Here is a 22181-nt window from a genome sequence, read left to right on the forward strand (position 1 = left end):
CACCGGCATCCCCGGCCCGCTGGACGTACGCCTGGACGGCGCGGCCACCCGGCGACGGCTCCGGACCGTCCTGCGCGGCGCCCGGCGATTCCTGCGGCCGGGAGACCCGCCGGCGGCCGTGGCCGTGCCGGCAGACGAGCGCCGCGGTATCAGCCCGCGGGAGTGGCCGGGGCCGTGCCGGAGCGGGACGGGGCGAGCACCGCGGTGACCGCCTGGCGCAGGGACGTGGCGGGGTGACCGAGCACCCGCTGGAGATCTTCGGTCTGGGTCTCCAGCGCACCGGCGCGCACCTGACCGTTCAGCCAGCGCAGCGCGCCGCTCGCGCCGTCGGGGACCTCGCGGTGGGCGACCGGGACGCCCGAAACCTGGCCGAGGACCTGGGCGAGCTGTGGGTAGGTCCACAGCGGGCCGGTGAAGTCGTAGCCGCGGCCCAGATGCCCTTCGCCGGTCAGCACGTTGGCGGCGGCCTCGGCGAGGTCGGCCCGTGACGCGGTGTTGAGAGCGCGCCCACCGGTGCTGTCGGTCAGCTCGCCGGAGGCGACGGCGGCCCGCAGGCCGGAGTTGAGGAACGCCTCGCTGTAGTAGGGATGGCGCAGCATCGTGTACGGCAGGCCGCTGTCGATGATGGCCCGCTCGGTGGCGTGGTGGGCCTCGGTGACCCCCGTAGCGTCGGTGCCGGCGCCCAGGAAACTGGTGTAGGCCAGGGCGCCGACGCCGGCGGCCCGGGCCGCGTCCACCGCGGCCAGGTGCTGGGAGAGGCGGCGGGCGGGGTCCAGCTCGGGGGAGGAGATCAGCAGCAGCCGCCCGGCTCCGTCGAACGCCTCGCGCAGGCCCGCCGGGTCGTCGTAGTCGCCGTGCCGCACCTGGACCCCGCGGGCCGCGAGGTCGGCGGCGGCTGCGGGGGTCCGCACCACGGCCACGACCTCACCGGCGGGGACCTGGGTGAGCAGCCGGCCGATGACCAGGCGGCCGAGCATTCCGGATGCGGCGGAGATAACGATCATGGGAGCTCCAGTGGTCGCCGGGGGAGGAGACAGCCGAAACTATCCGTACGACGAGGGGCGGTGGAAGCGGTTTTCCCGCCCGCCGGGGACGTGGCGGAATGTCGCGGACGGCCGATAGCGTGCGGGACATGGACGACAAGGTTCACGATTCCCCGACCGGTTGGGTCGCCAAGCACATCCGGCAGTACGTCGAGTCGGACGGCGCGAAGGGACACGTCTACTACGGCAGGCCGGCGCTGCTGCTGACCACCGTGGGCCGCAAGTCCGGGCTGCGGCGGCGCACCCCGCTCATCTACGGCCGGGACGGCGATGCCTACGTGGTCGTCGCCTCCAACGGCGGAGCCGCCGACCACCCGCTGTGGTACGCCAATCTGGAGGCGGAGCCGCAGGTGGGGGTGCAGGTCGGCGCCGAGACGTTCACGGCGGTCGCGCGGACCGCGACCGCCGAGGAGAAGCCCGCGCTGTGGGAGCAGATGGTCGGGATCCACGGCGAATACGCCGACTACCAGCGAAAGACCAGCCGGGACATCCCCGTGGTGATCCTCAGCCGGGTCTGAGATCCCGGCGCGGGCCGCCCGGCGCCTGATGCCGGCCGAGCCCCGGGGCGGACCCCACCGTGCCGGCGTCCCGTACGGTTGCCCACTTACAAGCGGAGTACAAGCGGCGCCTGGCACGCTATACCCCATCCGTAACAGAGGGGTTATATGTTTGGGATTGTCCGTCCGTGTCGCCATGGGATGTGCAGCGGGCTTTTCAAGGAGTGGATGGCGCACCTGTGCGGGCTCTGCCTGGCGCTCCGTGACGAACACGGTCACAGCTCCCGGCTGGTGACCAACTATGACGGCCTGCTCGTCTCGGTGCTCACCGAGGCGCAGACGGCCGCCTCCTCGCCGCGGCGCCGGGCCGCGGCCTGCGCGCTGCGCGGGTTCAAGGGCGCCGACGTCGTGGAGGCCGAGGGAGTGCGGCTGGCGGCGTCGGTCTCGCTGATCCTGGCCGCGGGCAAGGTCAGGGACCACGTCGCGGACGGGGACGGCGTCTACGCGCGCAAGCTGGTGGCCTCCGCCGCCGAGCGGGTCGCCACCCGCTGGTCGGCCGCGGGACTGCGCACGGCCGCGGCCCTCGGGTTCGCCCCGGAGCCCCTGACCCGGGCGGTGGAGGAGCAGTCCCGGCTGGAGAGCACTCCGGGCCTGAGCCTGCTGGAGCTCACCGGCCCCACCGAGGCCGCGGTCGCCGCCGCTTTCGGCCACACGGCCCTGCTCACCGGCAAGCCGCACAACCGCGAGTCGCTGGAGGAGGCGGGACGTTACTTCGGCCGCCTGGCCCACCTGCTCGACGCGGTGGAGGACCTGGCGCGGGATCGCGCCGGCGGCGCCTACAACCCGCTGACCGCCTCCGACACCGACCTGGAAACCGCCCGGCGGCACTGCGAGGACGCGCTGCTCGGCCTGGAGCTGGCGGTGGCCGAGCTCGACCTGGAACGGCGGAGGCTGGTCAAGACGTTGCTGGTCGAGGAGGTCGGGCGCTCGGTCACCCGCGTCTTCGCCGAGGCCGAGAAGGAGAGCCCGCAGGCGCCGCCGCGTGACCCCCGGCTCAAGCCGGACCCGGGTGGCCTGCTGTCGCTGATGTGCCTCGCGGGGGCCTGCTGCACCTGCGGCCTGTACCGGCCGCCCTGGGACGAGGACCGTTACAAGTCCTGTGGCGAGCGGTGCGATTGCAGCGGCTGCGACGCCTGCGGCTCGTGCTGCGAGGGCTGTTCGGGCTGTTGTGACTGCTGCGAGTGCAGCTGCGACTGCTGAGCCCGGCCGCAGCCCCCACCACGTCCGTGCGCAACAGGCTCCAGGTCGCCGTCCCCGCCGACCACCCGGTCGAGGCCGGCGGCCTGGGGGACCTGAGCGTGACCGCCGGCCTCGGACCCGCCGCCGGTGGCCGGCGCGCGCCGCCGTACGTGCCGGGCTTCAGAGGTTGATCCGGACGCTGACCTGCGACCCCAGCTCCCGGAAGCCGAGTGCCCGGGCGACGCGCCGGGACGGTTCGGGACGCGCTCTCCACTGCGGCACCATCCGGTTGTCCAGCGCGTCCGCGACCGCCGCCGAGGCGACGGCCCGGGCGAGGCCACGGCTCCGGTGGCGGCCGGCGGTCAGGACGGACAGCTGCGCCACCGCGCCCGGCCAGGACCGGTACCCGGCGGCGGCGACCACGTCCTGGCCGTCGCGGACGGCGAAGGCCGCCGAGGAGATCTCCTCCATCCCGCTCTCGTCGGCGTCCGCGCCGTCCACCCCGGCCAGCAGGGCGCGGACGCCGGGATGCCCCGCCGGCAGCCTCTCGACGGAGGTGCCCTCGTGCGCCGGCGTGAAGTCCCCGGCGTCGAGATAGGCCAGCGTCGCCGGGCCCAGGACGTCGGCGACGGCCAGTGCCGCCCGGAGCCGGTCGAGGTCGACCGTCACCTCTCCGGCCTGTCCCGCCTGATCGAGCAGCGCTGCCCGCAGGGGGGCGGCCAGCCGGGTGTCGGGCACCGTGGCGATCGCGGCGCCCCGCAGCGCGACGATGCCCGCCCACTGCGGCGGGCACAGCCATGATTCCGCGGAGGTGACCACGCTCACGCCCCCTCGCGGGGGAAAGGTGACGGGCACGCGGGCCAGGCCCGCCCACATCTCACACGCACGGTCCAGGGCGCTGGGCGACATGCGCCCATGATCGCCCAATCGTGGAGGCCGGGGCCAGCGGGTTTACCCCACGTCCCCGCGTCCCTGCGAGGAGGGGAGCTCGCATTTTGATGAGACGAGACGGTCCGTCTTGACAGGTTGGTGGCGGCGGTGCATAGTTGTCATCCGGAGCGAGACGGATCGTCTCGCCGGAGCCTGGAGAGAAGAGGTCGCCCTGACACCGACTGCCCAGCCGCACGAGGCCGGTCCCGCCCGTCCCGGACCCCTCGTCCCAGCCCGCCCACGTCGAACGGCCATGCCGGCAGTCAGGAGGACGCCCATGCACACCGCCCATCCATCACCCGACACCCAGCTCGTCCTGTCCGAGGTGACCAAACGGTACGACGACCACATCGTCCTGGACCGGGTCTCCTTCACCGTCAAACCCGGTGAGCGGGTCGGCGTGATCGGCGACAACGGTTCGGGCAAGTCCACGCTGCTCCGGCTCATCGCCGGACGCGAGCGCCCCGACAACGGAGCCGTCACCGTCACCGCGCCCGGCGGCGTCGGCTACCTCGCCCAGACCCTCGGCCTGCCCGGGGACGCCACCGTGGGCGACGCCGTCGATCTGGCGCTGGCCGACCTGCGCGACCTGGAGGCCCGGATCCACCGGGCCGAGAGCGGGCTGGGCGCAGCCACACCGGCCGAGCTGGACGCCTACGCCGGGCTGGTGGCGCGCTTCGAGGCGCGTGGCGGCTACCAGGCCGACACCCGGGTCGAGATCGCGCTGCACGGGCTCGGCCAGCCCGGCCTGGACCGGGACCGCCCGCTCGGCACGCTGTCGGGCGGCCAGCGGTCACGGCTCGCGCTCGCCGCGACCCTGGCCGGGGCGCCCGAGCTGCTGCTGCTGGACGAACCCACCAACGACCTCGACGACGAGGCCGTGGCCTGGCTGGAGGAGCACCTGCGCGGCTACCGGGGCACCGTGGTCGCGATCACCCACGACCGTGTCTTCCTCGACCGGGTCACCTCGGCCATCCTGGAGGTCGATCACGACCGGCGCGCCGTCCACCGCTACGGGAACGGCTACGCCGGCTTCCTGGCGGCCAAGGCGGCCGCCCGGGCACGCTGGGCGCGCGAGCACGAGGCCTGGCGCGCCGATGTGGACCGGCACGCGGCGCTGGCCGCCTCCAACACCAGGCGGCTGGCCGCCATCCCGCGGAAGGCCCCCTCGGCCTTCAGCGGTGCCGGCGCCTTCCGCGCGAGGTCGCGGGCGCACGGGGCGATGAGCAGGATCCGCAACGCCCGCGAGCGGCTGCAGAAGCTCACCGGTGACCCGGTCCCGCCGCCGCCGGTCCCGTTGCGCTTCACCGCCCGCATCGCCGCGGGGGAGGCCGCCCCCGGCGGGCCGCTCGCGGAGCTGTCCGGCGTACGCGTGGACGGCCGCCTGCACGTGGAGTCGCTGCGCATCCAGCCGGGCGAGCGGCTGCTCGTCACCGGGCCCAACGGGGCGGGTAAGAGCACGCTCATGCGGGTCCTGGCCGGGGAGACCACCCCGAGCGCCGGCTCGGTCCGCCTGCCGGCCCGCGTCGGTCACCTGCGTCAGGAGGACGGCGTGGGGTACGGCGGGCGCACGGTGCTGGCGGCCTTCGCGGCCGGGCGCCCGGGGAGCCCGCAGGAGCACGCCGAGGAGCTGCTGGAGCTGGGGCTCTTCGGACCGGCCGACCTCGGCAGGCCGGTCGCGACGCTCTCCGTCGGCCAGCGGCGCAGGATCGAGCTGGCCCGGCTGGTGTGCGACCGGACCGACCTGCTGCTGCTGGACGAACCGACCAACCACCTGTCACCGGCGCTGGTGGAGGATCTGGAGCAGGCCCTGGCCCACTACGAGGGTGCGCTGGTCGTCGTCACGCACGACCGGCGCATGCGGGCCGCGTTCACCGGCACCCGGCTGGAGCTGCGGGCCGGCGTGGTGACCGGCGTACGGGCCGTCCCCGGCGCCCTGGCGGCGATCTGAGATCACGGCATCGCCCCGCACCGGCGGCATCACCCGGCGCGGGGCGACGCCGGCGGCCGGTGAGCCGGTGCAGCGGGAGCGCGACCTCCTGGACGAGCACGCCACCGGCCTCTTCCCCGCTGCCGCAGGCCAACCTCGTCGAGGCTGACGTACCACGTCAACATGCTGCGCGGGGCAGGCGTGATCCGCCAGTATTACGTAGGGACAACGAAGATGAACACGCTGCGCACGGACGAGACGGAGGAGCGGTTTCCCGGCCTGCTGTCGGCCGTGATACCCGCCTCCGTCGCGGGGGCGGGTGCGGCCTGAGGTCGGCGGACGGCACCGCACCGGGTGCATACCGGCCTTCGACCCGGTCGCCGGCCCCGGCGTCGAGACCCTCGCCCAGGGCATCGCCCCCGGTGGCAGCCTGGTCGTCTACGGAGCTCTCGACCCGCGCACCACCCCGCTGCCCAACGCGCGGTCCTTCCCCGCGCTGACCAGCAGCACCTACACGCTCTTCGAGATCACCTCGGACCCCGAGCGTCTGCGCCGCGCGGTCGCGTTCGTCAACGCCGGCCTCGCCTCGGGATCCTTCGCCCCGGTCGTCGACCGCACCTTCGATCTCGCGGACATCGCCGAGGCCCGCCGCTACATGGAGGCCAACGGCCAGGTCGGCAAGATCGTCGTCACCGTCGCCCACGACGGCGCCACGTCGTGAACCGCCCCGCCCGGCGCTGACCGCCCCGCCCGTCTGCTGACCCCATCGCGGGCTTCCCCTGACACGTCCGACGACCCACCCACCATGTAGGACACGCCGTAAGCTCGCCGGCTCAGCCACCGAGGCTCGACCTCATCGCCGCATCCCAACTTCACGCGTCAATGTTGTCGGACAGGACAGGTCCGCTCGCGGTGCGACCCACGATGCTTGAGCGATGCATCGGGAGGTATCCACCGTGACAGAACCCCGCGCCGAAGCCGCGATGATCGCCGATATAGAACGCCTCGTGTCCTGCGAGTCCCCCTCTGACGACCTGGCCGCGGTCGCCCGTAGCGCCGAGACGGTCGCCGAGGTCGGCGCGGGGCGTCTGGGAGCCGAGGCGGAACGCATCGTCATCGACGGCCGCACCCATGTCCGTTGGCGTTTCGGCCGCGACCCGCGAGTGCTGCTGATCGGTCACCACGACACGGTCTGGCCGATCGGCTCTCTGGAGCGGCACCCGTTCGAGGTCCGCGACGGAGTGCTGCGCGGACCGGGATGCTTCGACATGAAGGCGGGCCTGGTGATGGCATTCCACGCATTGGCGGCACTGGACGACCTGGACGGCGTGACTCTGCTGGTCACCGGTGACGAGGAGCCGGGCTCGCCCTCGTCGCGGGAGCTCATCGAGAACGAGGCCCGCCAGTGTGCGGCCGCGCTGGTGCTGGAGGCCGCCGGGCCCGGCGGGGCCTTGAAGACCGAACGCAAGGGCGTGTCGCGCTACGAGGTGCTGGTGCGGGGACGGGCCGCGCACGCCGGCCTGGAGCCGGAGCGCGGCGTGAACGCGTCGGTCGAGCTGGCCCGCCAGATCATGGCCGTGGCGGGGCTGGGCGATCCCGCGCTGGGCACGACTGTCACGCCGACCCGGCTGGAGGCGGGCACCGTGGCGAACACCGTTCCCGGGTCGGCGCGCTTCGACGTCGACGTCCGGGTATGGGCAGCCGCCGAACAGCACCGCGTTCATACGGCGATGCGGGGCCTGCGGCCGGAGCTGCCCGGCGCCGGTGTGGAGGTCAGGGGTGGCCCGAATCGGCCGCCGCTCCCGGCCACGGCGTCGAAGGATCTGTTCGAGCGGGCACGCCGGCTGGCAGACGACCTCGGGGTCGGCCCGCTCACCTCGGTCGCCGTCGGCGGCGCCTCCGACGGGAACTTCACCGCGGGCGTCGGCACGCCCACCCTCGACGGGCTGGGGGCGGTGGGCGGCGGCGCGCACGCCGATGACGAGCACGTGCTCGTGGCGGAGCTGACGGAGCGGACGCGGCTGCTCACCGCGCTGGTCGCCGAGCTGCTGGCGGCGGGTTGTCCGTCCGAACGAATCGGGCCCCGTCGTCCCGTGCTGTCGGACCAGCTGCGGAGCGGATCCGGCTGAAACCATGACCGGCGTGACTGATCTCATCCGCGACCGTCGTGAGTCCCGGCCCGTCGACGCGGCGTGCGCCGCCGCCGAGGCGGTCGCGCGTACCGCAGGCGTCGACATCCGCCTCCTGGACAGCGTCAGCGAGCTCGAGGCCGTCCGTCGCCTGTACGAGCGCATCTGGTGCACGGGCGAGAACAGCCCTCCGGTGACCGCCGACCTGCTGCGCGCGATGACGAAGGCGGGCAGCTACGTGAGCGGCGCCTTCGACGAGGGCGAACTGGTGGGCGCCTGCTTCGGCTTCTTCTCCCCGCCGGCGCGGGGGGCCCTTTACAGTCACATCGCCGGGGTGCTGGCGCGCATGCAGGGACGCAATGTCGGTTTCGCACTGAAGCTGCACCAACGTGCCTGGGCGATGCTGCGCGGCGTCAGCGAGATCTGCTGGACGTACGACCCTTTGATACGGCGCAACGCGTACTTCAACATCGCCAAGCTGGCCGCCGATCCGGCCGAGTACCTGCCGAACTTCTACGGTCCGATGGACGACGACATCAACCGCAGCGATGACACCGACCGGGTCCTGGTCCGGTGGCGGCTGGAATCGCCCGATGCCGAGGCGGCCTGCGCAGGCCGGCCCAGGGTGACAGAAGCGGGAGCGGGTGCGGCCATGGCGTTGAGCGTCTCCGCCGGGGGAGGGCCGGTCGCCGGCCGTGCTGACGCGCGCACCGTGCTCATCGGCGTCCCCGACGACATCGAGGCCCTGCGGGAGAGCGACCCGGCCTGTGCCGCGGAGTGGCGGAAGGCGGTACGGGACGTTCTCGGCGAGCTGCTCGCGGAGGGCGCGCGGGTGCGCGGCTTCGACCGTACAGGCTGGTACATCGTGGACAGGCAGGAGGCAGAGTGAAGCTCACCGGGGTCGAGATCCGCACCGTCCGGGTGCCGCTCGTGGCGCCCTTCCGGACGTCGTTCGGCACGGAGACCGTGCGAGAGGCACTGGTGCTGCGCGTCGTCACCGACGAGGCCGAGGGGTGGGGCGAATGCGGAGCGGGGACAGCGCCGCTGTATTCCTCGGAGTACACGCACGCCGCCGCCGACGTGCTGAGCCGCTTCCTGGTCCCGGCGTTGGCCGAGGTCCAGGATCTGGACGCGCACAAGGTCGCCCCCGCGCTGGCCCGGTTCAAGGGCCACCGTACGGCCAGAGCCGCGCTGGAGATGGCGGTTCTGGACGCGGATCTCCGCGCGCGCGGCGTTTCTCTCGGCTACGCCCTCGGCGCTGTCCGCGACACGGTGCCGTGCGGGGTGTCCGTGGGGATCGCGGAGTCGATCCCCGCGCTGCTCGACACGGTTGCCGGGTACCTGGACGCGGGCTACCGGCGGATCAAGCTGAAGATCGAGCCTGGCTGGGACGTCGAGCCGGTCCGCGCCGTGCGCGAACGGTTCGGCGACATCCTGCTGCAGGTCGACGCCAACACCGCCTACCGGCGTGGCGACGCCCGGCACCTGGCCCGGCTCGACCCGTTCGACCTCCTCCTGATGGAGCAGCCGCTGGCGGAGGATGACCTCATCGGGCACGCGGAGCTCGCTGCGCAGATCGCCACACCGATCTGTCTCGACGAATCGATCGTCTCCGCTCGCGCTGCGGCCGACGCGATCGCGCTCGGAGCCTGCCGGGTCGTCAACATCAAGCCGGGTCGCGTGGGCGGCTACCTCGAAGCCAGGCGGATCCACGACGTCTGCGCGGCGCACGACGTCCCGGTCTGGTGCGGCGGCATGCTCGAGACGGGATTGGGGCGTGCCGCCAACGTCGCGCTCGCCGCGCTGCCCGGGTTCACCTTGCCCGGCGACACGTCGGCGTCCAACCGCTACTACCGAACCGACATCACGCCGCCGTTCCGCCTGGAGGACGGGCACCTTGCCGTGCCGACCGGACCGGGGCTCGGCGTCGCCCCGATCCCGGAGGTTCTGGACGCCGTCACGGTCATGACGAAATGGTTGCCCATTAAACCCCAATAAGGCTGTCCCGTTCGACGGACGGGAGTGGCATCATTTCGTCATGCGGAACGAACGACGACCCACCCGCGCTGCGCTGGCTTCGGGCGCGTGTCTGTCCCCGTGACCAGCCTCCCGCGAGCCAGCCTCGCACGCGTCCTGGAGGAACTCGGCGCCACGCTGCTCGACGTGGTCTGCGGCGACATCGAGCTGGCCGGCGACATCGGCGGCGTCGTCATCTACGACCCGCTCGACGAGCCGGAGCTGCCGAGCAACGCGCTGGTGATGGGTGTCGGCCTGCACGACCCTGCCGACATCGCGCGGGTCGTGAAGCGGCTCGGGCAGCGCGATGCCGCCGGGCTGGTGGTCCGCGCGCCCGTCGTCCCCGATGAGCGGCTCGTCACGGCGGCACGCGAATCGGGGGTGGCGGTCCTCGCGTTCGCCCGCGGTGCGTCGTGGACGCACCTGGCGGGGATGCTCCGGGCGTTGACGGCCGAGAGCGGCCTGGACGAGGCCGAGGCCCACACGCTCGGCCGGATCCGGTCCGGTGATCTCTTCGCGGTCGCCAACGCCATCGCCGCGCTGCTCGACGCGCCGGTCACCATCGAGGACCGCAACTCGCGGCTGCTGGCCTTCTCCAGCCGGCAGGAGGAGGCGGACCCGTCGCGGGTCCAGACGATCCTGGGTCGGCAGGTTCCGGAGCACTACACCCGCATCCTGGAGGAGCGCGGGGTGTTCCAGGCGATCTACCGCAGCGACAGGCCCGTTTTCGTGGCGCCGCTGCCCGAGACGGGCGAGCTGCCCCGCGCGGCGATCGCGGTGCGCGCCGGGGACGAGATCCTCGGCACGATCTGGGTGGTCGTTCCCGAGCCCCTGAGCGAGGAACGCGGCGAAGCGCTCTACGAGGCGTCCAAGCTCGTCGCGATGCACATGGTGTGGCAGCGTGCCGATTCGGACAGGGAGCGACGGCTGCGCGCGGAGCTGCTGAGCACCGCCCTCGAGAGCGGACCGGGGTCGCTTGAGGCGGTCCGCCGCCTCGGCCTGAAGGACGAGCCCGCGGTCGTCCTCGCGCTCACCGTCGTCGGCTCGCCGACCGAGCATCCCCTCCCCGCGCAGCTCGCCACCGAACGCAAGCGGCTCGCCGACGCGTTCGCCATGCACCTGTCGGCCGTGCACCCGCGCGCCGCCGCGGCGCTGATCGGCGATGTCGCCTACGGCATCCTCCCGCTTCCGCAGAGCCGGCAGGACGGCGAGGAACGTGCGGCCTGGATCGCCACCGAGTTCCTGGCCCGGGTCGGGTCCCGTCTGCGCCCGCTGGTCGGGGTGGGGCAGCTCGCCACGGACAGTTCGACGCTCGCTCGATCGCGCTCGGGGGCCGAACGGGCATTGCGCGTCCTGCGGTCCGGAGCCGGCGGGCAGCAGGTGGCCCTCCTGGACGACGTCCACATCGAGGCGCTGTTGCTCGAGCTCGCCGATCTCGTGCCGCGCGGAGACATCCCCAGCGGCTCCGTCGCGCGCATCGCCGCCTATGACAAGGAGCAGCAGAGCAGTCTGGTCGAGACGCTGCGCGCCTGGCTCGACGCTTTCGGCGACGTGGTGGTGGCTTCCGCCGCGATGTACGTGCACCCCAACACGTTCCGCTACCGGCTGCGTCGCGCGGCCGAGGTCGGCCGCATCGATCTCAAAGACCCGGACGCGCGCCTGTCGGCCATGCTGCAACTGCGCCTGATGTCGATCAGGTCGTTCTCGGACGGTTGAGACGGCCCCGCAGGCCGAGGGTCCTGACCAGGAACGCCAACCATTCGGTGTCCTGCGTGACCGCGATGTCATGGGTGGTCGCCGCGCCGTGGCCGGCGTTGTCGAAGACGTGCAGCAGGATCGGCGCCTCTCCCTTCTGGGCGGCCTGCATCCGTGCGGCGAACTTGCGTGCGTGCCAGGGACGGCACCGGGGGTCGGCCGCCCCGGCCTGGATGTAGACCGCCGGGAAGACGCCGGGGCTGACCAGCTGGTACGGCGACAGCCGGAGGAGCCGGCGGACCTCCGCCGGATCGTCCGGGTCTGCCCAGGCCTTGCGGATGACGAAGTCGAGGTAGGGGTCGCGGGTGCCGCCGATGAGATCCAGCAGAGGCTCTCGCGGGAGTACGGCACGCCACAGGTCGGGCCGTGTGGTGACGGCGACTCCGCACATGAGGCCGCCGTCGGACCCGCCGGTCAACGCGAGCCGGTCGGCGGTCGTGAGGCCCTTGGCGATGAGGTGCTCGGCGACCGCGACGAGGTCGGCGTCACGAACGTGTCGCTTGTCCCGGTGCGCGGCCAAGTACCAGTCCCGGCCGAACTCACCGCCCCCGCGCAGGTAGGCCTGGACGAGGACGCCGCCGGCGGCGACGAAGGCGGCCAGGTCGGGCTGGTACTGGGGCAGGAGGGGCACGTTCGCCGCGCCGTACGCGGAGATCAGTGTCGGCGCCGCCCGCGTCGGGTCGCTCCCGGACGGGCGCACCACGTGGTATGGCACCGCGACGCCGTCAGACGCGATGGCCCACCCCGCTTCCAGCTCGGCGTCGAGCGTGACCGTCGGGGCCGACAGCGTCTCGATCTCCGTGTCGCCGGGGCGGTGCCGGTAGACGCCCCAGGAGCTGGTCAGTGTGGAGAAGGCGAAGACGAAGTCGTCCGCGGGAGTCCCGACGGCCAGGGCGGTCAGCGCGAAGAAGGGAGCGGCGAGCGCGCCGCGGCCGGGGAGGGGGACCTCGCCGGTGGTGGCGCCCGAGCGGTCGATGATCCGGACCCTGGCGAACGTCTGGTCGAACTCGCTGAGATACAGGTGCTCACCGACCGGAGTGAGGGACCGCAGCACCGTGTCGCCTTCGGGGACGAGCTCGGTCCACCCCGCCGGGTCGTTGGGATCGGCCGCGTCGAGCGGGATGGCGACCACTCGCCCGCGAGGAGCCCCGACGTCGGTCACGGCGATGTAGTGGTCACCGACGACGTGGCCTGCGATCGTTCCGGGGCATGCGGTGACGAAAGGTCGCCACGCCGTACCGGACTCGGACAGGTCGCGGACCGCGACCGGGATCGGACTGCCCACCCGATGGCTGGCGACGGCCCATCGGCTGCCCGGCGACGTCTGCACGAGCGTGTACTCCCGGGAACCCTCGCCGACCGGGACGGGTTCCACGGTGGTGTCGCCGTGCCGGTGGAGGAACACCGCTTGCCGGAACTCCTGCGGTGAGCCGGTGAGGGCGAAGAAATAGAAGCCGCTGCTGTCGGGCAGCCACGAGACACCGCCGGCCCACGCGCTGTGCAGGACCTGCTCGGGCGCGCCGTCGAGCACCCGCCCCGAGGCCACCTCGATGAGCCGGATGGCGTTGTGCTCGCTGCCGTCGGTGCAGATGCCCAGGGCCAGGACGCGGCCGTCCGGCGCGGGCGCCAGCCAGGACAGGAACGCCGGGTTCTGCTCGCTGCCGAACCCGGCCAGGTCGATCACCGGTCGTCCGGGGCCGTACGGCTGGTCGGCGACGACGATCAGGGACCCGACGGCGCGGAACCAGCGGCCGGCCGCGTATTTCGGCAGGGCCGGGCGGGACCCGCTGTCATACGCCTGGATCAGGTCTCGGACGGCTTCCGGGTCCTGCCCGTCGTAGACGACGGAGGTGGCGAGATCGGCTTGCCGCCGCTGCCATCGCCGTACCTCGGGGGTCTCCTCCTCCAGCCACCGATACGGATCCGGCACGCGGACGCCCGCGACGTCCTCGAAGGCCTCGACGGTCCGGGTGGGCGGGTAGGTCATGGTGACTCCTCGAACTCCGCGCGGAGGCGCTCGAACGCGCCGGGGATGCGGGTGACGTGGCGGATGTGGATGAGCGCGTCGTAGGCCGCCGGGAAGTCGTCGACGGGGTCGATCCCGCCGCCGGCCAGCGTGCCGTCGATGCCGTCGAAGAAGTCGCCCGGCACACGGCGGAGGTCCACGACGGCCACGGGCCGGCCGATGCGGTCCAGCCGCGACTCGATGCAGTTCGGCGGCAGGCTCCGCTCTTCCAGGGAGACGTCGCAGTCGAACGGGCGCGGGGAGCGCTGGGTGAACCGGACCTCCGGACCGGAGCCGTACGTCATCCCGATGACGACGAGGCCGGCCCCCAGCGAGGAGGCGAGCAGGCCGCCCATCGTCGGCCGGTCCAGGAACGGCGTGCGCCGGACGTGCGCGTTGTGGGCGCTCACGACGATGCGCTCTTCTCGCTCCAGGACCCACTTCACGGTGTCCGCCATGAACACCTCTCTCGGGTACGGCCCGGCCGAAGGCGGATCCAGTTCCTCGACGAAGGCCTGGAGCGAGGCCGCGCACCGCCGTACGGTCTCGTCGTCGGCCAGGGACGCGCGCTCCACCAGCGCGCGGAGACCGTCGAGCAGCCGGGTGCGTTCGGCGACGGGCATGGCCGCATAGCGGACTGCCGCCTCCGTCCGGCCCCCCAGGTCGCTCAGGCGCAGGAGTTCCTCGTCGCCCGGGATCCGGTCGAGAATGGCCCGTACGGCGGGCCCGGGCGAGGTGGAGGAGCCGGGAAGGTCCATCCCGTAGAAGCCGACCTTCTGGCGGCGCATCCAGCGCAGCTGCCGCCGCATCGGCTCGCACTCGCCGAACCGGTAGGTGATGCCGTCGCGGGCGACCTTCTCGACCTGCCCCGGCCCGCCATGGATCCACGCGTCGACGGCCAGCCCCTCGGCGAAACCGGACTCCATCACGAAGGCCGAGAACCCGAGCTCCTGGACGAGGATGCGGAACAGCTGGTCCCTGAGCTCGTAGAACTCGGTGATGTTGTGCGCGCCCTCGCCGATGGCCACCACTCGCGCATCGCCGACCAGGTCGCGCACTAGTCGTGGAAATACCATAGTTCCGGGGTGTACAGGAAGCTGAGCAGGGCGTTGAACGACGACTGCGGACCGGACAAGGTGTCCTTCCACACCACCAGGGTGTGAGGGGTCGGGAAGAAGAGCACGGGCAGGTCCTCGGCGAGGCGGGTCACCTCGGTCGAGAGGGCCTTCGCGTCCGCTCCGAACGTCGAGGCGTTGATCGACTTGTCCACCTCGGCGTTCTGGTAGCTGCCCAGGTTGAAGCTGCCCTCGGTGTTGAACACCGTGTTGCTGCTGGGATACCCGGCCGCGAGATACAGCGGCCCGAAGTCCTGCATCGCCCACTCGTTCTTGGTGGCGGGGGCGAAGGTGTTGCCGTAATTGGCGTACATGTAGTTGAGCGCCTTGGTCACGATCTTGACTTCGATGCCGAGCTTCTTGGCCGCCGACGCGAACGCGACGTCGCGGGCGCCGACGTAGGCAGGGGTGTTGGCGGAGGCCAGGGTGAAGCTGATCGCCTGCCCCCGCGGGATGCCGGCGCCGCACTCGCCCGGCCCGGTGCCGGGGCGCTCGCAGGTGGTGGAGCCGTTCGGCACCACCTTCCAGCCGTTGTCCGTGAGCAGCTTCCCGGCGGCGGCGGGATCGTACGGATAGGGAGCCTTGTCGCCGAACTCGGGGGGGTAGGGAGAGCCGTTGCCCGCGGTGCTGTAGTTCGGGGAACCGGCGCCGTTGTAGATGCCCCTGCCGGCGATGTACCCCTGCTGGTCGATCAGGCGCTGCAGGGCCTGCCGGACGTACGCCTGCGCGATGACCTTGTCGAAGTTGTCGACGGTGTTCTTGAAGTTGACGGTCAGCGAGTCGAAGCGGGCGGGCGCGGGCGCGCCGTAGACGTTGTACCCCTTCGCCTTCAGCGCGTCGATCTGGGTGATGAAGCTGGAGTCCAGAGTGCCGACGGTCAGGTTGCCGGCCTTGAACTGGTTGAGCACCGCGGCGGCGGAGGTGAAGGCCTTGAAGTCGATCTGGTCGAGCCGCGACTCGCCCGGACCGCTGTAGGACTCGTTGGGGGCCAGAGAGAACGAGCCGGTCGTCGAGTCGAAGCTCTTGAGCCGGTACGGGCCGTTGACCACCTGCCAGAGCGGGTTGCTCGCGAACGTGACCTGGGACTCGGACTCCTTCGTGAGGTACTTGTAGATCGCCTTCGCGTGCTTCGGCTGCGTGTAGTCCAGGTGCGGCCCTCCGGAGCGAGCGATGTTCCACTCCTTGGAGGGCATCACATACAGCAGCGTCAGCATGGACAGCAGGTATGACGGGTTGTACGCGGTCTCCAGCTTGAGGGTGAGCGTGTCCGGCGCGGTGGCTTCTGCGGTGACTCCGTCGGGGAACTGGCCCGGGGTGTAGAAGCTCCAGTTGGCCGGGCTATCCGCGAGCGCGGCCTTGAGCAGCGCGAGGGAGAAGACGACGTCATCGGCCGTGACCGGAGTGCCGTTGGACCACTTGTAGTCCCTCATCTTGATGGTCGCGGTCTTGCGGTCGGGGCTGTAGGCGGGCTGCTCGGCCAGGCTCAGCTCGGCGTCCGTGATCTGGTCGCCCTCTCCGCTGGGCCGGTAGAGGGAGCGCCACATCAGCCCGCGGGCGATGACGGTCCCGTTGGCGGACGCCGGCGGGTAGGGGTAGATGTAGTTGGGGCTGAGTCCCGGGGTCAACGCGACCGTGGCGGTCCCGCCGTCCTTGGGAGTGCCTGTCTGCTTCGGCGGGGTGGCGTAGCTGCCGGCGACGTCCTTCGTCGAGCCCCCGCCGCCGGTGCACGCCGTAGCGAGCACAGCGATCACGGCGAGCGCCGCGGAGAGCTGCTTACCGGACACGTGCGTCATTGATGGCTCCCTGCATGTGAAGTGAATCGAAGGTGCGCAGACGGTGCTCAGTCCGCCCGTCGCCCGACCGCGTCGCGGAGTGCGTCCGCGAGCAGGTTGAGCGCCAGCACAGTGAGGATGATGCAGCCGCCGACGGGATAGATCAGCCACCAATAGTCGGCGGAGATGTAGGTGACGCCGCCGGCGAGCTGACCGCCCCAGTCCGCGGTGGGGTACGTCATGCCGAAGCCCAGAAATCCCAGGGCGGCGACGACGAGGACCGCGTCGGCGACCTGGAAGGTGATGTTGACGATGATCACACCGAGCGCGTTCGGGATCAGGTGGGTGAGGATGATCCGCCGGCGGGACGCGCCCATCACCCGTGCGGCCAGCACGAACTCCCGTACCCGCAGCGTCAGGACCTCGCCGCGGACCAGCCGGGCCGACAGGAGCCAGGAGAACCCGCCGATGACCAGGCTCAGCGACAGCGTGTTCGCGTGGAAGCGAGCCGACAGGATCAGGACGAAGAACAGGAAGGGGATCGACAGCATGACGTCGACCAGCCGCATCAGGAACCCGTCGACCACGCCCCCGGCCAGTCCGGCGACGGCGCCGTAGACGGTGCCGATCGCGGTCGCGAAGAGCGCGGCGAGGAGCCCGATCTGCAAGGACACCTGACCGCCTGCCATCAGCCGCCCGAGCACGTCGAACCCGTTCGGGTCCGTCCCGAACGGGTGGCCGGGGCCGGGGGGCAGGGCCGCGTTGACCAGGTCCACGTCGGTCTGGTTGGTGGGGTGGAACAGCGGGCCGAGGAAGCAGAACCCGGCGATGAGCACCAGCAGCAGCCCGCCGGCGAGACCGAGCGGATGCCGTCGCAGCCGGCGCAGCGCCGAGACCGGGTTCCTCGCCGGCGTGATCTCGGCGTCCACGGCGTGTGGGGTCATTTTCTCAGCTCGATTCGGCGGTCGGCGGCGGCGACCGCGAGGTCGGCGACGAAGTTGCCGGCCACGGTCAGGACGCCGCCCATGAGGGTGTAGGCGAGGAGCACCGGGTAGTCCTCGCGATGCAGGCTGTTGAGGAACAGCAGGCCCAGCCCGGGGTAGTTGAAGAGCGACTCGACGATCAGGTTGCCCGCCAGGAGCGTGGGGACGAGCGTGCCGACCAGTGTGATCAGCGGCAGACAGGCGTTGCGCAGCAGGTGGCGCGTCAAGATCAGTCGCTCCGGGAGCCCCTTGGCCCGCGCGACCCTGATGTAGTCCTGACCGAGCTGGTCCAGGGCGGAGGAGCGCTGGTACTGGGCGAAGATCGCGACGCTGGTGACCGCCAGCGTGATGACGGGGAGCGCCATCGCCCGTGGATCGGTGAGGACCACCCAGGGGGAGTGCGACTGGGAGGCCTCGGCCGGGAAGACGGGCAGGCTCTGGCTGAAGACGGCGATCAGTATCAGACCGAGCAGGAACGACGGCGTCGCGTAGAGGACGTAGGACGCCGCCGTGGCGACCCGGTCGACGAGGCGGTTGCGTTTGACCGCCTGCAGGATGCCGAGCGGGACGGCGATCACCAGCGCCAGGACCAGTCCGGCCAGCGAGAGCATCGCGCTGCGGCCGGCGTTCTGCCGCAGCAGGGTCCCCACATCCTCGTTCAGCTTGTACGACCTGCCCAGGTCGCCTTGCGCGAGTTGGCCGAGATAGCTGACGTACTGCACGACGACCGGGCGGTCGAACCCGTGCTGGCGGTTGAAGTCCGCCACCGCCTCGGGCGAGGCGCGCTGGCCCAGGACGACGCGCCCCGGACTGTCCGAAACCAGGTGCAGCAGGAAGAAGACCACCGCGGAGATCCCGAGCAGGACGAGGAAGGAGATCGCCAGGCGTCGGACCACGTACCAAGTCATGAGTGCGAGTCCCCTCTCCGCAACGGGTGGTGGCAGGCGACCTGGTGGGTGCCGGTGACCGCCTGCAAGGGAGGCTCCGTCTCGGCGCACCGATCGGTTGCCAGCGCGCACCGGGTGCGGAACCGGCAGCCGCTGGGCGGATCGATGGGGCTCGGTGGCTCGCCGCGCATCCTCGCGGTCCCCTCCGGCCGTCGCGCCTCCGGGTCCGCGTCCGGGACCGCCGCGAGCAGCCCCGCGGTGTAGGGGTGGGCGGCGGCGCCGTACACCTCCTCGGCCGTGCCGACCTCGACAAGCTTGCCCAGGTACATGACGCCGACCCGGTCGGCCAGGTACCGCACGACCGCGAGGTCGTGTGAGATCACCACACTGCTGAGCCCGTGCTCAAGCTGGATGCGGCGCATCAGGTTGAGCACCTGGGAGCGGATGGAGACGTCCAGCGCGCTGACCGGCTCGTCGGCGACCAGCACCTTCGGGTCCAGGGCGAGCGCGCGGGCCAGGCCCACCCGCTGGCGCTGCCCCCCCGAGAGCTCGTAGGGATAGCGCTCCATGACGCTCGCGGGCAGACCCACGTCGTGCAGCAACTCGCGAGCACGAACGGTCCGCTGGGCGCGACTTCCGACGCCCTGGATCGCCAGGGGCTCACGCAGGATCGTGCCGATGCGCATCCGGGGGTCGAGGGAGGCGTTCGAGTCCTGGAACATCATCTGCAGCTGGGTACGGCGCGGCCCGAACGCACGTGCGCTCATCCGGGTGACCGACTCGCCGTCGAAGATCACCTCACCGGAGGTGGGCCGGTCCAGGGCCACGAGCATCCTGCCCAGGGAGGACTTGCCGCAGCCCGACTCCCCGACGAGCCCGAACGTCTCACCGGCCGCCACCTCGAAGCTCACGCCGGACACCGCCTTCACGGTTCGGCGCCCGCCGAAGAACCCCGCACCGCCCGCCGGGTACTCGCGTCTGAGGTCGACGACGCGCAACCGCGGCACCGCTCCCTGCTCGGGGAGGACCGCCGGCGGGGTGGCGAACCGTGAGCGGACCCTGGCCGTCGGACCGGAGACCGGATGCCGGCACGCATAGGCATGGCCGTCCTCCGCCACCGACGGTGCCGGCCGCTCCTCGCGGCAGCGATCCGTCGCGGCGTCACAGCGCGGCGCGAAAGGACAGCCCACCTGAGCCACGGTCAGGTCCGGCGGCGCGCCCGAGATGCTGAAGAGCTCCTCACGCCTGTCGTGGGTGAGCGAAGGGATCGACGACAGCAGCGCGTGCGTGTAGCGGTGCCGCGTCCGGCTGAAGAGCACAGGCGTCGGGGCGGTCTCGGCCACGCGTCCGCCGTACATCACTCCGACGCGGTCGGCATGCCGGGCGATCACCCCCATGTCGTGCGTGATGAGGATCATCGACATGCCCAGCCGGGACCTGAGGTCATCGAGAAGCTCGAGGATCTCCGCCTGGATCGTGACATCGAGCGCCGTGGTCGGCTCGTCGGCGATGACGACCCGCGGCTCGCACACCAGCGCCATCGCGATCATCACGCGTTGCCGCATGCCGCCCGAGAGCTGGTGCGGATAGTCGTCCAGCCGCTCGGCCGGCCGCGGCAGCCCGACCAGGGCGAGCATCTCCTCGGCGCTCCGGCGCGCGGCCCGCTTCGACGCGCCATGGTGCAGCCGCACCGGTTCGGCGACCTGATCACCGATCCGCCGGGTCGGGTTCAACGCCGTCATCGAGTCCTGGAACACCATCGCGACGTCGTTGCCGCGGACGGCCCGGTACCGCGCCGCGGGAAGCCCGACGAGTTCCTTGCCGCCCAAGACGATCGATCCGCCGGTCACCCGGCCGCCGGCCGGCAGCATGCCCATGATCGCGAGACCGGTCATGGACTTGCCGGATCCGGTCTCACCGACGATGCCCAGGGTCTCGCCGCGGTTCAGCACGAGGCTGACGTCCGAGACGGGGCGGACGACCCTTTCGCCGCACCGGATCTCGACCGACAGGTCGCGGATGCTCAGCACACGATCGGTGTCCGCGGGCCCGCGCGCGTTCTCGGAACCATCGGTCGTGCTCACGGCGGTACTCTCCAAATCCACCCGACGATAGTGGGACGCGAGCCCCCGGTGGTGTTCGTTGCGTTCATCGAACCTTCACGCCGGCGTTCGTCCGGCCGGACGAACTGATCGCCACGGGTGACGGCGCCGGGTCGTTCACAGGTTCACCCGCCTGTCGGCTCGCCCGGTGTGCAGATACACCGCGCGTCCCTCTCCGTCGTCACCCAGAAACGCGAGCGGCGCGCGAGCGCCACGTTCGGGTTCGACCGGCAGGAACGTATCGCCGCGCCAGGCGACCAACTCCGTCCGATACGGCACTTCGTCCAGCTCGGCGGTGATTCCGATGGGGATGCGCTCCAACCACAGCCGCCCCTGCCCGTCCTGGCTCACCGCGGTCTCACACGTGCTCGACATGTACGTGCCGGCATACCGGAACGCGTCCACCGGAGGCGCGGCCGGATCGGGCACCGGCTCCCCGGGCAGTTCGACACCGGCGAGCTCGTGGAGCACGCGGCCCGCGATCTCGGCGTGCACCCGCCGCGGCGAGCCGCCGTTGGTGACGATCGCCACCGCCACGTCGCGCCCCGGCACCGCGCGCAGGAACGCCGACTGGCCGATGGTGTTGCCGTCGTGGCCGAAGACCGGGCCGCCCGGAAGGTCGAAGAGCTCCCACCCCAAGCCCCAGGCGGTGCCCTGGTCGATGTCGGGCAGCGTGACCTGTGGCCGCTGCATGGCCCTGACGCCCGCCCGGCTCAGGACGGGGGTGCCGTCCGGCCCCAGGCCGCCGGCGAGGTGCATGCGGGTGAAGGCCAGCAGGTCGCGAGGGCGCATCGCCAGCATCGACCCGGCCGGCGCGTTCGAGCGGGCCAACGCCCAGACCCGGGTCGGCTCAAGCGGGCCACCCGGCGTCCGCTCGATGTGTCCCACCGCCGTGCGGTGGACGATCGCCTCGTACGGATCGTTCGCGGCGTGGGTCAGGCCCAGGGGCGAGAACAGGTGCGTCCTCATGCAGATGTCGAACGGCTGTCCCCGGACGACCTCGACGATCCGGCCCAGCACGCAGTAGCCGGCGTTGTTGTACGAGAACATCTCGCCGGGCTCGAACAGCTGCGGCACCTGGTGCAGAGTGCCCAGATACTTCTCGAGGCAGTCGTCGCCCTTGCCGGTGTCGGTGAAGATGTCGCCCTCGAAACCCGCGACATGACACATCAGCTGCCGCACGGTGATCCGCTCCGCTGCCCGCTCGTCGGCGATCCGGAACTCGGGGAGATAGGCCCGCACCGGAGCGTCGAGGTCCAGCTTCCCCTCGTCGACCAGCTGCATGGCCAGCGTCGCCGTCAACACCTTGGTGATCGAGCCGATCTGGAAGAGGGCGTCGACCGTGGCCTCGACGCCGGTAACCGTGCTCAGCATCCCCGCCGCGGCCTCGACCGTCTCATCGCCGGCGCAGACCGCCACGGTTGCTCCGGGCACCTGGTTCTCGGTGAGCAGGTCAGGCAACCGGCGTTGCAACCACGCACCGACCTCATCCAGCTTCGACACTGACATCCCTCCTGGCTCGACTTCGGACGAGGATAGAGTTGGCGGGAATCGTGCTGTTTGTTCGTTTCCACTGCGAGCGGCACGCTGGTTCGTGGGCTCGGCCAAGTCCTGCGGGCTGCGAGGTCGGGGCGCGGTGCGTGGTGATCATCGACATCGGCGGACCGGGGCAGCGGGCTCGGTGGAGGTCGCAGTGGCGGGAACCTTGGGCGACGGTGCCCTCGACACCGGCGCGGACGGCATGGCGGTCCTGCCAGGTTGAGGCGGCTTGTTCGGCG

General features: G+C 71.7%; 19 protein-coding genes. 10 read left to right on the forward strand and 9 right to left on the reverse strand.

Going from position 1 to position 22181, the window contains the following annotated elements; genetic code table 11:
* Positions 1 to 149: 149 nt before the first annotated feature.
* The gene (locus ACZ6R6_RS37865) at positions 150 to 1004 is read right to left on the reverse strand and encodes an NAD(P)H-binding protein (protein WP_470101711.1); all 855 of its coding nucleotides are present in this window, start codon (positions 1002 to 1004) and stop codon (positions 150 to 152) included.
* A 128-nt stretch (positions 1005 to 1132) separates the two neighbouring features.
* Between ACZ6R6_RS37865 and ACZ6R6_RS37870 the strand changes: the two genes are divergently transcribed.
* The 3 genes from ACZ6R6_RS37870 to ACZ6R6_RS37880 all read left to right on the forward strand — a co-directional run bounded on the left by ACZ6R6_RS37870 (position 1133) and on the right by ACZ6R6_RS37880 (position 2970).
* Entirely contained in the window at positions 1133 to 1561 is a 429-nt protein-coding gene (locus tag ACZ6R6_RS37870) for a nitroreductase family deazaflavin-dependent oxidoreductase (protein WP_470101713.1), read from the forward strand.
* Positions 1562 to 1708: 147 nt separating this feature from the next.
* The gene (locus ACZ6R6_RS37875; protein WP_470101717.1) at positions 1709 to 2800 is read left to right on the forward strand and encodes a DUF5685 family protein; all 1092 of its coding nucleotides are present in this window, start codon (positions 1709 to 1711) and stop codon (positions 2798 to 2800) included.
* Positions 2782 to 2970 carry a hypothetical protein gene (locus ACZ6R6_RS37880; protein WP_470101719.1) on the forward strand — a complete coding sequence of 63 codons (189 nt, stop codon included), beginning with the start codon at positions 2782 to 2784 and terminating at the stop codon, positions 2968 to 2970. The genes ACZ6R6_RS37875 and ACZ6R6_RS37880 overlap by 19 nt, the downstream gene beginning before the upstream one ends.
* Here ACZ6R6_RS37880 and ACZ6R6_RS37885 read toward each other — a convergent pair.
* A complete protein-coding gene (locus tag ACZ6R6_RS37885) occupies positions 2960 to 3688 on the reverse strand; it encodes a GNAT family N-acetyltransferase (protein ID WP_470101721.1) in 729 nt (242 codons plus the stop codon). The two genes, ACZ6R6_RS37880 and ACZ6R6_RS37885, sit on opposite strands and share 11 nt — an antisense overlap.
* Before the next feature lie 298 nt (positions 3689 to 3986).
* Here ACZ6R6_RS37885 and ACZ6R6_RS37890 point away from each other — a divergent pair, with 298 nt between their 5' ends.
* The 7 genes from ACZ6R6_RS37890 to ACZ6R6_RS37920 all read left to right on the forward strand — a co-directional run bounded on the left by ACZ6R6_RS37890 (position 3987) and on the right by ACZ6R6_RS37920 (position 11500).
* Positions 3987 to 5660, forward strand: coding sequence for a TlrC/CarA/OleB/SrmB family ABC-F type ribosomal protection protein (locus ACZ6R6_RS37890; protein WP_470101723.1), 1674 nt, complete (start codon positions 3987 to 3989; stop codon positions 5658 to 5660).
* A 162-nt stretch (positions 5661 to 5822) separates the two neighbouring features.
* Positions 5823 to 5969, forward strand: coding sequence for a hypothetical protein (locus tag ACZ6R6_RS37895; RefSeq protein ID WP_470101725.1), 147 nt, complete (start codon positions 5823 to 5825; stop codon positions 5967 to 5969).
* Positions 5959 to 6360: a zinc-binding dehydrogenase gene (locus tag ACZ6R6_RS37900; RefSeq protein ID WP_470101727.1), complete on the forward strand. Its 402-nt coding sequence runs from the start codon at positions 5959 to 5961 to the stop codon at positions 6358 to 6360. Before ACZ6R6_RS37895 ends, ACZ6R6_RS37900 begins: the two co-directional genes overlap by 11 nt.
* Positions 6361 to 6595: 235 nt before the next feature.
* On the forward strand, positions 6596 to 7768 hold the full coding sequence (locus ACZ6R6_RS37905) for a M20 family metallopeptidase (RefSeq protein WP_470101729.1): 1173 nt from the start codon (positions 6596 to 6598) through the stop codon (positions 7766 to 7768).
* 13 nt (positions 7769 to 7781) lie between these two features.
* Complete coding sequence (locus ACZ6R6_RS37910) at positions 7782 to 8657, forward strand: GNAT family N-acetyltransferase (protein WP_470101731.1); 876 nt, start codon at positions 7782 to 7784, stop codon at positions 8655 to 8657.
* The gene (gene menC / locus ACZ6R6_RS37915; RefSeq protein WP_470101733.1) at positions 8654 to 9766 is read left to right on the forward strand and encodes an o-succinylbenzoate synthase; all 1113 of its coding nucleotides are present in this window, start codon (positions 8654 to 8656) and stop codon (positions 9764 to 9766) included. Before ACZ6R6_RS37910 ends, menC begins: the two co-directional genes overlap by 4 nt.
* Positions 9767 to 9853: 87 nt before the next feature.
* Entirely contained in the window at positions 9854 to 11500 is a 1647-nt protein-coding gene (locus tag ACZ6R6_RS37920) for a PucR family transcriptional regulator (protein ID WP_470101735.1), read from the forward strand.
* Here ACZ6R6_RS37920 and ACZ6R6_RS37925 read toward each other — a convergent pair.
* The 7 genes from ACZ6R6_RS37925 to ACZ6R6_RS37955 form a co-directional block, all read right to left on the reverse strand.
* Positions 11478 to 13526 carry a prolyl oligopeptidase family serine peptidase gene (locus ACZ6R6_RS37925; protein ID WP_470101737.1) on the reverse strand — a complete coding sequence of 683 codons (2049 nt, stop codon included), beginning with the start codon at positions 13524 to 13526 and terminating at the stop codon, positions 11478 to 11480. The two genes, ACZ6R6_RS37920 and ACZ6R6_RS37925, sit on opposite strands and share 23 nt — an antisense overlap.
* A complete protein-coding gene (locus ACZ6R6_RS37930) occupies positions 13523 to 14602 on the reverse strand; it encodes an erythromycin esterase family protein (RefSeq protein WP_470101739.1) in 1080 nt (359 codons plus the stop codon). The genes ACZ6R6_RS37925 and ACZ6R6_RS37930 overlap by 4 nt, the downstream gene beginning before the upstream one ends.
* A complete protein-coding gene (locus tag ACZ6R6_RS37935) occupies positions 14602 to 16452 on the reverse strand; it encodes an ABC transporter substrate-binding protein (RefSeq protein WP_470101740.1) in 1851 nt (616 codons plus the stop codon). Before ACZ6R6_RS37935 ends, ACZ6R6_RS37930 begins: the two co-directional genes overlap by 1 nt.
* Before the next feature lie 47 nt (positions 16453 to 16499).
* Entirely contained in the window at positions 16500 to 17375 is an 876-nt protein-coding gene (locus ACZ6R6_RS37940) for an ABC transporter permease (RefSeq protein WP_470101742.1), read from the reverse strand.
* Positions 17372 to 18322, reverse strand: a complete 951-nt coding sequence (locus tag ACZ6R6_RS37945) for an ABC transporter permease (protein ID WP_470101744.1) — start codon at positions 18320 to 18322, stop codon at positions 17372 to 17374. Before ACZ6R6_RS37945 ends, ACZ6R6_RS37940 begins: the two co-directional genes overlap by 4 nt.
* Positions 18319 to 20385, reverse strand: coding sequence for a dipeptide ABC transporter ATP-binding protein (locus ACZ6R6_RS37950; RefSeq protein ID WP_470101747.1), 2067 nt, complete (start codon positions 20383 to 20385; stop codon positions 18319 to 18321). The genes ACZ6R6_RS37945 and ACZ6R6_RS37950 overlap by 4 nt, the downstream gene beginning before the upstream one ends.
* A 135-nt stretch (positions 20386 to 20520) precedes the next feature.
* Positions 20521 to 21906: a serine hydrolase domain-containing protein gene (locus tag ACZ6R6_RS37955; RefSeq protein ID WP_470101749.1), complete on the reverse strand. Its 1386-nt coding sequence runs from the start codon at positions 21904 to 21906 to the stop codon at positions 20521 to 20523.
* Positions 21907 to 22181 lie beyond the last annotated feature (275 nt).

This window comes from Streptosporangium sp. NPDC048886 (assembly GCF_055586905.1).

What these genes read in the sequence shown, in the direction of transcription:
- ACZ6R6_RS37895 (WP_470101725.1), top strand. Translation starts at nt 5,823, where the DNA reads ATGCTGCGCGGGGCAGGCGTGATCCGCCAGTATTACGTAGGGACAACG.
- ACZ6R6_RS37885 (WP_470101721.1), bottom strand. Translation starts at nt 3,688, where the DNA reads ATGTCGCCCAGCGCCCTGGACCGTGCGTGTGAGATGTGGGCGGGCCTG.
- ACZ6R6_RS37890 (WP_470101723.1), top strand. Translation starts at nt 3,987, where the DNA reads ATGCACACCGCCCATCCATCACCCGACACCCAGCTCGTCCTGTCCGAG.
- ACZ6R6_RS37870 (WP_470101713.1), top strand. Translation starts at nt 1,133, where the DNA reads ATGGACGACAAGGTTCACGATTCCCCGACCGGTTGGGTCGCCAAGCAC.
- ACZ6R6_RS37925 (WP_470101737.1), bottom strand. Translation starts at nt 13,526, where the DNA reads ATGACCTACCCGCCCACCCGGACCGTCGAGGCCTTCGAGGACGTCGCG.
- ACZ6R6_RS37940 (WP_470101742.1), bottom strand. Translation starts at nt 17,375, where the DNA reads ATGACCCCACACGCCGTGGACGCCGAGATCACGCCGGCGAGGAACCCG.
- ACZ6R6_RS37945 (WP_470101744.1), bottom strand. Translation starts at nt 18,322, where the DNA reads ATGACTTGGTACGTGGTCCGACGCCTGGCGATCTCCTTCCTCGTCCTG.
- ACZ6R6_RS37875 (WP_470101717.1), top strand. Translation starts at nt 1,709, where the DNA reads ATGTTTGGGATTGTCCGTCCGTGTCGCCATGGGATGTGCAGCGGGCTT.
- ACZ6R6_RS37935 (WP_470101740.1), bottom strand. Translation starts at nt 16,452, where the DNA reads ATGACGCACGTGTCCGGTAAGCAGCTCTCCGCGGCGCTCGCCGTGATC.
- ACZ6R6_RS37865 (WP_470101711.1), bottom strand. Translation starts at nt 1,004, where the DNA reads ATGATCGTTATCTCCGCCGCATCCGGAATGCTCGGCCGCCTGGTCATC.